This window comes from Priestia sp. TRN 1309, from assembly GCF_050846875.1.
GTDB lineage: Bacteria > Bacillota > Bacilli > Bacillales > Bacillaceae_H > Priestia > Priestia zanthoxyli.
In genome coordinates this window covers 804,185-819,693 of record NZ_JBOZGM010000003.1, presented here as the reverse complement: position 1 = coordinate 819,693, position 15,509 = coordinate 804,185, and the positions used below count along the sequence as shown (strand labels likewise).

Annotated in this window: 8 protein-coding genes and 1 tRNA gene; 8 read left to right on the top strand and 1 reads right to left on the bottom strand. The window is 39.2% G+C overall.

Annotation, left to right across the window (positions count from 1 at the left end):
- Positions 1-78 precede the first annotated feature (78 nt).
- The 3 genes from ACRPLQ_RS16235 to aceA all read left to right on the top strand — a co-directional run bounded on the left by ACRPLQ_RS16235 (position 79) and on the right by aceA (position 3,295).
- Positions 79-150, top strand: a tRNA-Glu gene (locus tag ACRPLQ_RS16235).
- A 209-nt stretch (positions 151-359) separates the two neighbouring features.
- Positions 360-1,619, top strand: coding sequence for a M48 family metallopeptidase (locus ACRPLQ_RS16230; protein WP_098625728.1), 1,260 nt, complete (start codon positions 360-362; stop codon positions 1,617-1,619).
- A 392-nt stretch (positions 1,620-2,011) separates the two neighbouring features.
- The gene (gene aceA, locus ACRPLQ_RS16225) at positions 2,012-3,295 is read left to right on the top strand and encodes an isocitrate lyase (protein WP_028412422.1); all 1,284 of its coding nucleotides are present in this window, start codon (positions 2,012-2,014) and stop codon (positions 3,293-3,295) included.
- 195 nt (positions 3,296-3,490) lie between these two features.
- Here aceA and ACRPLQ_RS16220 read toward each other — a convergent pair whose 3' ends face one another.
- Complete coding sequence (locus ACRPLQ_RS16220) at positions 3,491-3,727, bottom strand: IDEAL domain-containing protein (RefSeq protein WP_028412421.1); 237 nt, start codon at positions 3,725-3,727, stop codon at positions 3,491-3,493.
- A 176-nt stretch (positions 3,728-3,903) separates the two neighbouring features.
- On the opposite strand from ACRPLQ_RS16220, the gene ACRPLQ_RS16215 reads away from it, so the two are divergent.
- The 5 genes from ACRPLQ_RS16215 to addA all read left to right on the top strand — a co-directional run bounded on the left by ACRPLQ_RS16215 (position 3,904) and on the right by addA (position 15,480).
- Positions 3,904-5,883, top strand: coding sequence for a S9 family peptidase (locus ACRPLQ_RS16215; protein ID WP_048021925.1), 1,980 nt, complete (start codon positions 3,904-3,906; stop codon positions 5,881-5,883).
- A 164-nt stretch (positions 5,884-6,047) separates the two neighbouring features.
- Complete coding sequence (locus tag ACRPLQ_RS16210) at positions 6,048-6,665, top strand: TVP38/TMEM64 family protein (RefSeq protein WP_028412419.1); 618 nt, start codon at positions 6,048-6,050, stop codon at positions 6,663-6,665.
- 580 nt (positions 6,666-7,245) lie between these two features.
- A complete protein-coding gene (fabG, locus tag ACRPLQ_RS16205) occupies positions 7,246-7,986 on the top strand; it encodes a 3-oxoacyl-ACP reductase FabG (RefSeq protein ID WP_014461644.1) in 741 nt (246 codons plus the stop codon).
- Between the two features lie 263 nt (positions 7,987-8,249).
- Positions 8,250-11,750, top strand: a complete 3,501-nt coding sequence (gene addB, locus ACRPLQ_RS16200) for a helicase-exonuclease AddAB subunit AddB (RefSeq protein ID WP_432232130.1) — start codon at positions 8,250-8,252, stop codon at positions 11,748-11,750.
- Positions 11,743-15,480: a helicase-exonuclease AddAB subunit AddA gene (gene addA / locus ACRPLQ_RS16195; RefSeq protein ID WP_432236166.1), complete on the top strand. Its 3,738-nt coding sequence runs from the start codon at positions 11,743-11,745 to the stop codon at positions 15,478-15,480. Before addB ends, addA begins: the two co-directional genes overlap by 8 nt.
- Positions 15,481-15,509 lie beyond the last annotated feature (29 nt).

The following is a 15,509-nucleotide window of genomic DNA, read 5'->3' as shown; positions in this document are numbered from 1 at the left end:
CCACAGTAGCTCAGTGGTAGAGCTATCGGCTGTTAACCGATCGGTCGTAGGTTCGAGTCCTACCTGTGGAGCCATACTGGCCCGTTGGTCAAGCGGTTAAGACACCGCCCTTTCACGGCGGTAACACGGGTTCGAATCCCGTACGGGTCATCTCAAAAGCAGTTTGCATATGCAAACTGCTTTTTTTGTTTGTAAACAGAGTTTAGACAAAAGAATAAACTCTATTTTTCGTTTTTCTATGATTTTCTCTTCACAATTTGCATTTCCTATAGTACATCTCTAAACGCTTGTTCTAAATTTCGAAAAAAAACCTACAATAGTAATAACAGAATACTGTTTGTACAAAAGGAGGGGAATACGTGAAAAAAATTGTTTTGTGGTCCATCGGAGTTTTTCTTGTGTATGCAGCTTGTATATGGGTGTATTTATTTTATATAAGTGACACCTCTATTCCACAATCATTAAAAGGTACCAGCGTGGATCCGGCTACGTTTATGAATGCAAGAGAACTTATGTTAACCGAAAAATATTCAAAGATTAGAGATGCGCTCTTTTTTATCCGAATTCCATATGAGTGGTTAGGGTTTATTTTAATTTTAGTGTTAGGTGTGTCTAAGAAAGTGAATAAGTGGTCTAAAGACGTCAGCCGTTTCAGTCTTCTCCAAACTGCTATTTATGTATTTTGGTTATCTGTTCTGCTGCTGATCTACTCTTTTCCTATGGACTGGATTAGCTATAAGCTTTCAACGGCTTACCATATTACGACGCAACCTTTCCGAGGATGGATGAAAGATCTTTTTACAGATTTTTGGGTGAACTATGCCACGATGTTTTTAGTGATTGCTGTGTTATATGCATTCATTCGTAAGTTTTCAAAAAGATGGTGGCTGTATGCGTGGCTAGTATCTATTCCATTTACGCTATTTTTGACGTTTATTCAACCAGTGGTTATCGATCCGTTATATAACGATTTTTATCCATTAAAGAATAAAGAGCTGGAGACGAAAATTTTGCATTTAGCAGATGAAGCTCATATACCTGCTAAGCATGTATATGAAGTAAACATGTCTGAAAAAACGAACTCTCTCAATGCATATGTAACGGGAATAGGTTCTAATTCAAGAATTGTGTTATGGGATACTACTCTTAATAAATTGACGGAACGTGAAATTTTGTTTATCATGGCGCACGAAATGGGTCACTATGTGAAGAAACATATTTATGTAGGGATTGCTTCAGCCTTAGTTTTATCGATTGTAGGTTTATGGCTAACGAAACATTTAGCTAGCTTTGTGATTAAGAGATGGGGGAAAGCATTAAAAATCACTTCTCTTAGTGATTTAAATTCATTACCGCTTATTCTACTTATTTTTTCTGTGCTCACATTTGCTGTAAGTCCTTTAACAAATATGCAGTCGCGTCATCATGAACTTCAATCTGACACGTACGCCATGGACTTAACAGGAGATAAACAAGCTGCTATTAAAACATTTCAGGATTTAACAAAATCAGGACTGTCCCAGGTGAATCCGCCGTATTTAGTGAAAATTTTTCGATATGGTCATCCAACAATATTGGAAAGAATTTCATTTGTTGAGAAGTATGAAAGAAATGAATAAGTGATATAAGAAAAAGTAAAGGATATATGAAGCCTTTTATACGTAGGTATTAATAGAAAAGCCTCCTTGCGAGTAGGAAAAAAATTCTAAAAGGAGGTTTCATTTTCGAAAGTACTGTTATATAATAACGTATGTAAAATAAAAACTGTTTTATAACAATAGGGAGGAATAGTTATTTGTGATTGAAAAGATAGCAGGCAAACTTATCAGCGTATATTCACCTCAACAAAGTCTTACTACATGTCCTTCAACTATTTACTTATTTCATCTACGTTCTTACTAAAACTATGGCAAACTGCTAATTTACTTCATCATGAAACAGACATATTCTCACTGCTGCGTTTTATATTTTTATGAATATAGAATTTTAAATTCATTAGGGGGTATAAAGAATGAAAGAGATTCGTGTAAAAAACCTTGAAGAGAACTGGAAAAGCGATGAGCGTTGGAAAGGAATTGAACGTCCATATTCTGCAGAAAAAGTCATTGGACTGAGAGGATCCATTGATATTGAACACACGCTTGCTAGAAGAGGGGCCGAAAAGTTCTGGAACTTATTAAAAACAGAGCCATACGTTCATGCATTAGGAGCTTTAACAGGAAATCAAGCAGTACAACAGGTAAAAGCAGGGTTAAAAGCCATTTATCTCAGTGGATGGCAAGTAGCTGCAGATGCAAACCTTTCAGGAAATATGTATCCTGATCAAAGTCTATATCCAGCAAACAGCGTGCCGCATGTTGTGAAACGAATCAATCAAGCGCTGCAGCGTGCCGATCAAATTCAGCATTTAGAAGGAGAAGGGGACATTGACTACTTTGCTCCAATTGTAGCAGATGCAGAAGCAGGGTTCGGAGGACAGTTGAACGTATTTGAATTAATGAAAGGAATGATTGAGTCAGGAGCATCTGCGGTACACTTCGAAGATCAATTGTCATCTGAGAAAAAGTGTGGTCATCTTGGCGGCAAGGTATTGCTTCCAACTCAGACAGCTGTGAAAAACTTGATTGCTGCTCGTTTAGCTGCTGATGTAATGGGTGTTCCAACACTTCTGATTGCTCGTACCGATGCTGATGCCGCTGATTTAATTACAAGTGATGTTGATCCTGTAGATCGCCAGTTTATTACAGGTGAACGCACCGCTGAAGGTTTTTATCGCACGAGAGCCGGAATCGATCAAGCTATCGCTCGTGGCTTAGCATATGCGCCATATGCTGATCTAGTATGGTGTGAGACGTCTGAACCAAACTTGGAACAGGCACAAAAATTTGCAGATGCTATTCATGAAAAATTCCCAGGTAAAATGCTTGCTTATAACTGTTCACCATCTTTCAACTGGAAGAAAAAATTAGATAAGAAAACGATTGAAAAGTTTCAAAGAGAAATCGCAAAAATGGGCTACAAATTCCAATTCGTTACGCTTGCTGGCTTCCACGCTTTAAATCACAGCATGTTTGAACTGGCACGAGGATATAAAACAAGAGGAATGGCAGCTTATTCAGAGTTACAAGAAAGAGAGTTTGCTAGTGAAATAAATGGATATACTGCTACAAGACATCAGCGTGAAGTAGGAACGGGTTATTTTGATGAAGTGGCGCAAGTAGTTTCCGGTGGGACTTCCTCTACAACAGCTTTAAAAGGTTCAACAGAAGAAGAGCAGTTTCAGGCGCATAAATAACAAAAAATCTATGAGTGGAACGGTTGTTTACTTCCACTCATAGAAAAAATCCTAACAAAAAAGATTCTTACATCTGTAAGAATCTTTTTTTATGTAGTAAACACGATTTAACAGACAGCTGTTCTTCCTGAGAAGAAAGGTTCTGCCTGTTAAACGTACATATAAATCATTAACATGAATGAACTTCTTGAAATATTAAGTAGATGTTTGAAGTAAGGATTGGTACTGTGCTGATAGCTCATAAAAAGCAGTTTCATCACGTTGATCTAATGCCGTGTTAATGTTTGTTTCTAACAGTTCTTTTTGACGCTTAAAAAGCGATTCATCAATTACCATTTCGATATAAACATCCAACATACTCACAGTATCAATTACTTTTTTCTTGCGAGCGAGGGACTTCATCATTTCCGTGTACGATTTTTCATTGTTCATACCTCATCACCTCTGCACCCTTTTTATTATTATATAGATTAAAAGAAGAAAAAACAACTAATTTTCTAAATTTTTAGATTTTTATTTTTAGAAATGATAAAGTAAGAGGGAAACGCTACTTTCGTTTTTATCGATTGGCTATTTGGTTTAAAAATGAATCCTTGGGGGCGAAGAAATTGAATCATTTAAAAAAGCGTACGGTAACGGTAGAGGATTTGTATGAATTGAAGTCTGTGTATAACCCTCAGATTTCTCCAGATGGAAAAAGTGTAGTTTATACGGTTCGAGAAACGAAAAAAATAGAAAACGGTTATGAGACGCAGCTGTTTATGTTAGATCTTGAAACAAAAAAAACAAAGCAATTGACGTATTATAAAGGAAATAATCACTCTCCTGCATGGTCTCCTGACGGCAGGTGGATTGCTTTTTTATCAGATCGCAGTCAAACCGTTCAGCTCTATCTATTAGCAGCGACAGGCGGGGAAGCAGAAGCACTCACAGATTGTGAAAAAGGCGTTAGTAATCCCGTATGGTCTCCTTATAGTGACGAAATTATGTTTTCTACAAAAGTGGAAGAAAAAGCTGTAAGAGTTGAACAAAATCATGAGCATCCTCAGCCATACGAAGTGGAACGTTTGTTGTATAAATCCGATGCTAGCGGCTATTTAAAAGGTGAATATACGCAAGTTGCGGTCGTTAAACTTAAAAATAAAGAAGTGACGTTTTTAACGGATGGACCTTATCATCACTCTGTAGGATGCTGGGCCCCTGATGCAAATTCAATTGTATTTTGCAGCAGCCGAGGAGAGAATCCGGATTTATCGTTAACCATGGACGTGTTTATTTTGCATCGTGATACTAAAAAGTTAACATCTATTACAGCAGAAACAGGATATTTTCATCAAGTTTCGTGGTCACCAGATGGGTCATACATAGCTTACATTGGAAATGAACGTACATACGGATCGGCTTCAATGAATGACATATATATTTATCAGGTCTCCAATCAAAAAACAGCTTGTATCACTGCAGGTATAGACTTAGAAATAGGAGATATGGTAGCAGGAGATTTTCACTTTGGAAGAACCGCAGCGGGAATTATGTGGAGCAGTAAGGAAGAATTTTATTTTGTCGTAAGTGAAAAGGGTTCTGTAGGCATATATAAAGGAAATGTAAATGGAAAGTTAGACTCTGTGCTTATGGATAATGCTCACGTATACGGGGTATCTGTTCTTCCCAACGGTGAGGAAGCTATCGTAGCAATCAGTACATTTACACATCCCGGAGATCTTTATTCTTTAAATTTAAAAACAGAGGAACTAGTGAAGCTGACAAACGTTAATGATTCATTTTTAAAGCATGTGCAGTTAACGGAAGCAGAATCTTTTTGCGCGACTGCCACGGACGGTATACATATCCACAGTTGGGTCGTAAAAGCGGCTGCTGCCAACGATGTATCTCCAACCATTTTAGAAATTCACGGAGGTCCGCATCTTATGTATGGTCATACATTTATGTTTGAATTTCAAGTGCTTGCATCAAAAGGGTTCAATATCCTCTTTTCTAATCCAAGAGGCGGAAGAGGATATGGTCAAGCCTTTACAGATGCCGTTCGAGGAGATTACGGAGGCATGGATTATATGGATTTGATGGCAGTAACCGACGAAGCAATTAACCGCTACTCTTATATTAATGAAGATAAACTTGGCGTAACAGGAGGAAGCTACGGAGGATTTATGACAAACTGGATTGTAGGAAGTACAAATCGGTTTAAAGCAGCGGTGACGCAACGGTCTATTTCAAATTGGACGAGTTTTTACGGCGTTAGTGATATTGGCTATTATTTTACCGAATGGGAATTGAAAGCTGATATTTATGAGAATCCGGAAAAACTCTGGAACCACTCGCCGCTTCGTTTAGCGGAGAACGTGAAAACACCGCTGTTAATCTTGCATAGCGAACAGGATTATAGATGTCCAATTGAACAAGCTGAACAGCTTTATGTGGCACTAAAAAGAAAAGATAAAGAAGTAGAATTTATTCGTTTTCCTCAGTCTAACCATGAACTTTCTAGAAGCGGTAAGCCTAATTTACGAACGGCGAGACTAAAATATTTAACCAGCTGGTTTAAACGTTATTTGCAGCAGTCTAAGTAAAAGCACATGTTGTTCTAGAGGTTCTGTTCGTGTAAGTAAGGGCTGGCTATATGGCAAGCGCAACAGGGCAGGAAAGATAAAACGCTGTAAAACTTTTGTTTGGTAAAGGAAAGTAGTACAATAAGTGAAAAGTAGCACAGTTGTTTAAATAAGGAGAACATTCGATGGATTTTGAAACATTAAAGCATTATTTGACATTAGACGGCGTCCTCGAGTTATTAAAACAATATCAATCATTTGGGATCATTCCCGGACTGCTGTTGCCTATTTTAGAAGCGTTTATTCCTATCTTGCCGCTTTTTGCGTTTGTAATGGCTAATGCTGCTGCCTTTGGCTTATGGTTAGGCTTTTTAATTTCATGGATCGGGAGCTGCGTTGGATCACTGCTTGTCTTTTTGATTTTTAGAAAATACGGACAGGCGAGGTTTTTACATTTTATCAGCCGCCATGCGCAAATTCGAAAGATTATGATTTGGGTGGAAAGACACGGTTTTGGACCGCTGTTTATTATGCTTTGTTTCCCTTTTACGCCGTCTTCAGCGATTAATGTAGTAGCTGGACTATCACGTGTCAGTATGGCTCAGTTTATGCTTGCTGTATTAGCGGGTAAAATGGTCATGATATTTATGATGAGCTTTATTGGGGCCGATTTTGTTTCATTTGTGAAACAGCCTTTAAAAGCAGTACTTGTTTTAGTGATCATTTTTGTCCTATGGCTTGTTGGAAAGCAAATTGAACGAAGATTAAATGAAAAATCTAAAGTGAAACAGTATGACAAATAGTTTGTTTATATATAACAAATAGTGATGAAAGACTGCTTTTTAATAGGCAGTCTTTTGTTATACATACAGCAGAAGAGGGTATTGTAAACTATGGAAAAACCTTTTCTTATAGGAATACAGCAGCATTTTTGAAAGGCTTTTTGCCTTTTTCTTAAAGAAGTTATTTGTCTGTTTATTCGGTTGGTAGAACAATGCACATACAGAGTATCTGTCTAGTAATGAACAAGTTTTTTGTTTATCAATTGTGAAAAATATGCTAAAATAAAAGAAAAAACTGGGAATAAATTAGACGTCTATTCCTAGTTGCACCTAAGTAATGAACCCTTTGTTTTCTAGAGATATACATGTTTTTTCTCAACATGTATTATCACCTCATGTATTTCAAAACGTTTTCTTAAAAATTATATGAATGATTTTTGAGCTTGACTACTAAGATGTAAGTAGAGGGATCATTACTAGAAAAGCACCGAATGATCATTAAGACGTGCTTGGCGTCGTTTTGAGGAGGGGAATGCGCTACTAAGATTCAAGCGACTTGCTGATTAATCGTTGTTAGTAAGCGTCTTATAGCGCGGGTGACATGAGATTAAAAGATAAAGTGGCAATTATTACGGGTGCAGCAAATGGGTTAGGGTTCGAAGCTTCTCGAATTTTCGCACAAGAGGGTGCAAAGGTCGCTATGGTTGACTACGATGCAAAAGTAGGAGAAGAACGAGCAGCTCAGCTAAAAGAAGAAGGCGGAGATGTAGCATTCTTTCAAGTAAACGTAGCGGATCGAGACAGTGTAGATGCAATGGTAGAAGAAGTCGTGAAACGCTTCTCTAAAATAGATATTTTAATTAATAATGCAGGTATTACCAGAGATGGAATGCTAACTAAATTATCAGTTGAAAATTTTCAAGCGGTCATTAACGTAAACCTTACAGGCGTTTTTCACTGTACGCAAGCCGTTGTACCGCATATGATTGCTCAAGGTAAAGGGAAAATTATCAGCACATCTTCGGTATCCGGCGTATATGGAAATGTTGGTCAAACAAACTATGCGGCGACAAAAGCCGGCGTAGTGGGAATGACAAAAACATGGGCTAAAGAGCTTGGGCGAAAAGGAATTAATGTAAACGCTGTAGCTCCCGGGTTTATTGAGACGGATATGGTGAAGGCGATGCCGGACAAAATCATTGATCAAATGAAATCCACTATTCCTTTACAAAGGTTAGGTCAGCCTTCTGACATTGGTTATGCTTATCTTTATTTAGCCTCTGATGAGTCCAACTATATTAACGGCACAACACTGCATGTAGATGGTGGAATCATGATGTAAAAGTAGAAAATAACTCGCTTTTCTAAAACTTTTTAGTGGTCATTTGGCTACTGAAAAGTTTTTTTGTTGCATCCAGCATTTCACATATGTGCAAAGTGGAATTTTGTCTGCAAGTTCAGTAAAATAATAAGGAGAGAGATAGAGAGATTTAGCTGATTATCACTATAAAATTTTGATGACTGCGTCACGTGTTTGCGTGGCGTTTATCCATTTTGTACTTAAACAACTGAAAATATAGAGAAGAAAAATGAAGGGGTGAAAACGTGGGGCTACAGTTTTTATTAGGACGTTCAGGAAGCGGGAAAACGGAATATCTTTTAAATAGCATGCGCCAAGAGCTGTTAAATGCTCCGCTTGGGCATCCACTTATTTATATTGTACCTGAACAGATGACATTTCAGTCGGAGTATGCGCTTGTTCAAACACCTGGGTTAGAAGGCATGATGCGTGCTCAAGTTTATAGTTTTACACGTCTTGCGTGGCGTATTCTGCAAGAAGTCGGAGGTATTAGCCGCTATCATGTGGATCAAACAGGTATTCATATGATGCTTAAAAAAATTATCGAGCATCAAAAAAAAGAGCTTCGATTGTTTGCGAATTCTTCAGAACAAGCAGGGTTTATTGAAGAACTAGAAAAAATGGTTAAAGAATTTAAACAGTACACGGTAGATGCACCGTCTCTCGAAGAGATGAAGCAAAAACTTCAAGCAGAAGATGAGAAAGTCCTTGCTGATAAATTACATGATTTACATCTCATTTACGGAGAATTAGAAAAACAGCTGATGACAAAATATGTAGATGGAGAAGATTATTTGAAGCTGTTGAGCGAAAAAGTAGTCTCTTCTGCGTACCTTGCTCAAGCAACGATTTATGTAGATGGATTTCATCACTATACTCCTCAAGAATTAACGGTATTAGTAGAGCTGATGAAAGTTTGTAGAGAAGTGAAAATAGCGGTTACTTCTGATTATTCATATCAAGATTTTATTCCAAATGACCTGCACTTGTTTCGATTAACGAGCGAAACGTATCAAGAAATAATGGGCCTGGCGGCTGAAAACGGGATAGAGATTAAAGAGCCAAACGTATTTAATGAACAAAAAAGGCATCAAAACAGTCCAGAGCTTGCCTATTTAGAACGATATTATGATGAACGGCCAACGCCGGAATTTCAGTCAGAGCCCGAGCACATTCAGCTGCTGCCTGCTGTTAGCCGAAGAGCAGAGGTAGAAGGGATTGCAAGAGAAGTGCTGTCGCTTGTGCGCGATCACGGCTATCGCTATCGTGATATTGCCTTGATTGTTAGAAATGCAGAAGACTATCATGACTTGCTTCAAACCATTTTTCGAGATTATGAAATTCCGTACTTTATTGACCAAAAGCGAGCGATGTTTCACCATCCACTCGTTGAATTTATTCGCTCAGTCTTAGAGGTGGTAAGCGGGTCATGGCGATACGAAACCATCTTTCGGGCAGTGAAAACAGACCTTTTATTTCCTTTGTCATCTGATGTGCACCAGCTTCGCGAAGAGATGGATGAATTAGAAAATTACGTACTTGCTTACGGTATTCAAGGATCTAAGTGGACGAGTAAGGAGCCATTTACCTACAGAAAATATCGTTCGCTTGAAGACATGAACCTTGGGAAAACGGACGAAGAGCTTGCTTTTGAGCAAAAAATAAATGAATTAAAAAATATGATTGTTCCTCCTATTTATTCGCTTCAGAAAAAATTAAAACAAGCGAAAATAGGAAAAGAAAAAGCAGAAGCACTCTATCGTTTTTTAACGAACTTAGATATTCCACAAAAGATAGAAGCGCTGCGCAATAGATGTGAAGAAGAAGGTAAGCTTCAAGAAGCAAGAGAGCACGAGCAGGTATGGAAAGCAATTCTTCACTTATTTGATCAGTTTGTTGAAATGATGGGAGAAGAGAAAGTATCGATTTCTTTGTTCGCGGATCTATTTGAGATAGGGCTTGACAGCATGCAGTTTGCACTTGTTCCGCCTGCACTGGATCAAGTGGTTGTGGCAAGTTTTGAGCGTTCGCGTTTATCCGATATCAAAGCAAGCTTTGTGCTAGGCGTAAATGACGGTGTGATTCCAGCTAAACCAAAAAGCGGTGGTCTGTTATCTGAGAAAGAGAGAGAGCAGCTGCTTGAATCAGGCTTATTACTTGCGCCAACTGGAAGGCAAAAGCTGTTTGACGAACAATTTCTCATTTATTTAGCACTTTCCAGCTCTTCTGAAAAACTTTATGTTTCGTATCCTCTTGCCAATGAGGAAGGGAAGACTCTGCTGCCTTCACTCGTTATTAATCGATTAAAAGAGCTATTTCCGCTCCTGCAGGAAAAGCTGTTAATGACGGAGCCTACGGATTTAGAAGAAGAAAAGCAAGTTGATTATATAACAAATCCCTTAACGAGCATCGCGCATTTAGCCAGCCAGCTGCAAGGGTGGAAACGCCATTATCCGATGAGTTCCGCTTGGTGGGATGTATATAATTTTTATGTAGAAAATTCAGATTGGAACTCATATAGCGAGAAAGTACTAAGCAGTTTATTTTATAAAAACGAAGCAAAAAGGTTAACAAAGAAAACGAGTCAGCGTCTGTATGGAAAGCATATTCAAGCAAGCGTATCGAGAATGGAGAAATTTGAAGCCTGTCCGTACGCTCATTTTGCTTCTCACGGGCTTAAGCTTAAAGAACGAAAAGTTTTCAAATTAGCAGCTCCTGACATAGGCGAGTTATTTCACGCGGCGCTGAAGATGATTTCAGACGAGCTACGGGGCGGTCAAAAAGAATGGAAGAACTTAACGAGAAAAGACTGTCAGCAGCTTTCTACGGCTGCGGTGCACGAACTTGCTCCGCGCTTACAAAATGAAATTTTATTGAGCTCTAATCGCCACCACTATTTAACACATAAGCTGCAGCAAATTATTGAACGTGCGTCGCTTGTGTTAAGTGAGCACGCTAAGGTGAGCGGGTTTGTTCCTGTTGGATTGGAATTAGGGTTTGGTCCTAGCGCGGAGCTGCCTTCTATGCAGTTTACACTGCCAAATGGCCATACGATGGAACTTGTTGGCCGAATTGACAGAGTGGATAAAGCGGAAAGCTCCAAAGGACTTTTACTGCGTATTGTCGACTATAAATCAAGCGATAAAGCATTAAACTTAGTGGAAGTGTACTATGGTTTATCTCTTCAAATTTTAGCTTATTTAGACATAGTCGTGACGTATGCTGAACAGCTTCTTCATGATAATAGAGGAGCATTGCCTGCTGGCGTTCTTTATTTCCACGTTCATAATCCAATGATCAACAGTACTAAAGCATTACAACCCGATCAAATTGAAGCCGAAATCTTCAAGAAGTTTAAAATGAAAGGACTGCTTTTAGGGGACGAGGAAGCAGTCCGATTAATGGACGAAACGTTAGAATCAGGGCACTCACAGGTTATATCGGCGGGTATTAAAAAGACAGGGGGCTTTTATTCCAATTCTTCGGTTGCGAGCGAAGAAGATTTTACACATCTCCGTCAGTATGTGCGAGGTAAGTTTGTAGAGGCAGGTACTGAGATTACAAATGGAAAAATTGATATTTCGCCTTATAAGCTAAAAGATAAAACACCATGTGCGTTTTGTGAATACCGCTCAATCTGTCAGTTCGATGAATCAATGGAAAACAACGAATATCGTCAGCTTAGTACAGAGAGTCAAAATGTTATTTTAGATAAAATTCGAGAGGAGGCCAAACGAGATGAGTGAAGATATACACGTAAAACCGGCCGACTCCCAGTGGACGGATGATCAGTGGAACGCCATTGTTTCATCCGGTCAAGATATATTAGTAGCCGCGGCGGCTGGCTCAGGAAAAACAGCGGTTTTAGTCGAACGTATTATTAAAAAGATTACGATGGGCGAGGAACCAATTGATGTTGATAGATTACTAGTTGCTACGTTTACAAATGCTTCTGCAGCCGAAATGAGAAATCGAATTGGAGAAGCATTGGAAAAAGAGTTAAAAAAGAATCCATCTTCTTTACACTTGCGCAGACAGCTTAATTTATTAAACCGTGCGTCGATTTCTACGCTCCATTCTTTTTGTTTAGAAGTCATTCGAACGTATTATTATTTGATCGATGTAGACCCTGGTTTTCGGATTGCAGATGATACGGAAGCGGATCTTCTGCGTGAAGAAGTATTAGAAGAATTGTTTGAAGAGCAGTACAGTATTGAACAGAACGAGCGATTCTTTGATTTAATTGATCGTTATACAAGCGACAGAAATGACTTAGATATTCAGCTTATGGTAAGAAAGCTATATGACTTTGCACGATCTAATCCCGACCCAAACGGCTGGCTTAAGATGATTGTGAGTCAATATGATGTCACAGAGGACTCTTCTATTGATTCACTTCCGTTTCTGTCTTTTCTTTTACAAGAAGTAACAACGCAGCTCGTGGGCATTGAGTCGATTTTAAAACAGGGCTTAGAGCTAACAAAGCTGCCGGGAGGGCCTGCTCCTCGCGCCGTTAATGCAGAGGAAGACCTGGCTCAAATTCATCGGCTGCTCAGCGCTTCTAAGCATTCTTTTGCTGATTTGCATGAGGAAATGCAGAATTTGAATTTTACTCGTTTAAAGCCATGTAAAGGAGATGCGTACGACTCGCAGCTTTTAGATGATTTTGGAGAGCTTCGCAAAAAAGCGAAAACAAGCCTTGAAAAGCTTCATGCTGATTTGTTTTCTAGGCCTTTGCACGGCTACATGGCTGATTTTGAAAAAATGAAGCCCGTTATTGAAACGCTAATCTTTTTAGTTCAGCGCTTCGGTGAACGATATGAACACATCAAAAAAGAGAAAGGGTTAGTGGACTTTTCTGATTTAGAGCATTATTGCCTGCAAATCTTGAGTGTAAAAGAAGACGGGGTGCTTAAGCCTTCGTCCATTGCTCAAAAATATCGCACTCAGTTTGAAGAGGTGCTTGTTGACGAATATCAAGATACAAATATGGTTCAAGAAACACTGATTAAATTAGTGACGAGAGATAGTGAAGAACAAGGGAATTTATTTATGGTTGGAGATGTAAAACAATCCATTTACCGCTTTCGTTTAGCGGAGCCATTTTTGTTTTTGACGAAGTACAAGCGATTTACGCAAGATGGACGACAATTTGGAAAACGTATTGACTTAAATAAAAACTTCCGAAGTCGTTCTCAAGTGCTTGACGCCACAAACTTTATTTTTAACCAGCTGATGGATGAAGAAGTAGGAGAAATTGCATATGACGATGATGCTTCTTTAAAATTAGGAGCATCGTATCCAAAAGTGGAAGGAATGGAAACGGAGCTTCTGCTGATTGCAAAAGAAAATGCAGAAGAAGGAGCGGAAGAAGAATCGGATTCTTCTCTCGTCGCGTTTTCAGAAGCAGAGCTTGAAACGGCTCAGTTAGAGGCAAGAGCAATGGCGCGCAAAATCAAAGAACTCGTTCAAAACCGTTTTCAAATATATGATCGCAAGCTCGATATCATGAGAAACGTAACGTATCGTGACTTTGTTATTTTGCTTCGTTCCATGCCTTGGGCTGCGCAGATTATGGATGAATTTAAACAAGAAGGCGTGCCGATTTATGCCGATTTATCAACAGGCTATTTTGATGCTACTGAAGTGATGATTATGATGTCTTTATTAAAAGTAGTAGATAACCCGCATCAAGACATTCCGTTAGCTTCTGTTCTTCGCTCACCGGTAGTAGGGCTTTCAGATGAAGAGTTGGCTACACTGAGAGCAGAGCAAAAGAAAGGAACGTATTATGATGCGTTAAAAACGTACTTAGCGGTTTCAGATGATGAAGAACTTCGCGATAAAGTGAAATATTTCTATGAGCAGTTAAAAGCATGGAGAACACAAGCTAGACAAAGCTCTTTGTCAGAACTAGTATGGCAAATTTACCGCGACACGGGTTTCTTTGAATTTGTTGGCGGACTTCCTGGCGGGAAACAGCGTCAAGCCAATTTACGTGCTCTTTACGATCGCGCTCGCCAGTATGAGGCGACTTCATTTAGAGGTCTGTTCCGCTTTTTACGCTTTATTGAACGGATGCAGGATCGAGGGAACGATTTAGGAGCTGCTCGAGCGCTGGGAGAACAAGAAGATGTGGTGCGTTTGATGACGATCCACAGCAGTAAAGGTCTTGAATTTCCTGTTGTTTTCGTAGCTGGTCTTGCTCGTCAGTTTAACTTAATGGACTTGAATAAAGCTTATTTACTCGATAAAGAACTAGGTTTTGGATCTAAATATATTGATCCGAAACTGCGTATTACGTACCCGACTCTTCTTCAGCAGACCATGAAGAAAAAAATGAAAAAAGAAAGCATGGCAGAGGAAATGCGGGTATTATACGTAGCTTTGACGCGTGCGAAAGAAAAACTTATTTTAGTTGGAACAGTAAAAGACGCATCAGAAAAGCTCAGACAATGGAGCTCCGTTATGGGACACGAAGATTGGACGCTTCCAGCTCACGTGAGAAGAGATGCAAAATGTTATTTAGACTGGATTGGACCTTCTTTAATTCGTCACAAAAATGTTAGTCATATGGTTGAAGGAGAGGTCCAGCCGGCCGAGATGATTTATCAGCATGCTTCAAGCTGGAAGCTTTCAACGTTATTAGCAGGTGATTTAGCCGAACAGCCTCTTGAAGAGCAGCAGCATCATGAAGAGCTTTTGAACGCTCTTCAAAAGCATGAGCCAGTTACAGAATCCAGCGATTATAAAGAGGAAGTGTATAGACGCTTAAATTGGTCTTATGATTATCGTGTAGCTTCCGTTCATCGTTCAAAGCAATCTGTTTCTGAACTAAAAAGGCAGCAGCAGCTGACGGATGCAGGTGCAAGCAGTGATCTTGTTTGGGGAGCTAAAGCACCTCTTGAAAACCGTCCGCTGTTTCTTCAAGAGAAATCTCTCACAGGAGCTGAAAGAGGAACAGCTACACATGCCGTTATGCAGCAGCTTCCATTAAATAAAGCTTATACCCTCGAAATGGTTCAAGACTTTATTCAATCAATGGTTACCAAAGAATTGTTGACGCAACAGCAAGCGGATGCCGTTGATGCAAATGATGTAGCAGACTTTTTAGACAGTGACATTGCACAAGATATTCGAACGGCTCGCACGGTTTATAGAGAGATGCCTTTTAGTTTAGGTGTCTCCGCTAAAGAAATCTATGATCATTGGGAGCAGGAAGACGAAACGATTTTAGTACAAGGTATTATTGATTGTTTATATGAAACGGAAGAAGGCCTCGTTTTACTTGATTTTAAAACAGATAATATTTCGGATCGTTTTCAAGGGGATTTTGAACGAGCAAAACCATTTCTAATTGAAAGATACCGCATTCAGTTAGAGCTTTACGCAAAGGCCATTGAGCGGATTGTGAAACAACCTGTTCAGCATCGCTATCTTTACTTTTTAGATGGTGGACATGCTGTTGAAATATAAGAAAAGAAGAAGGCGATGGTCTTCTTCTT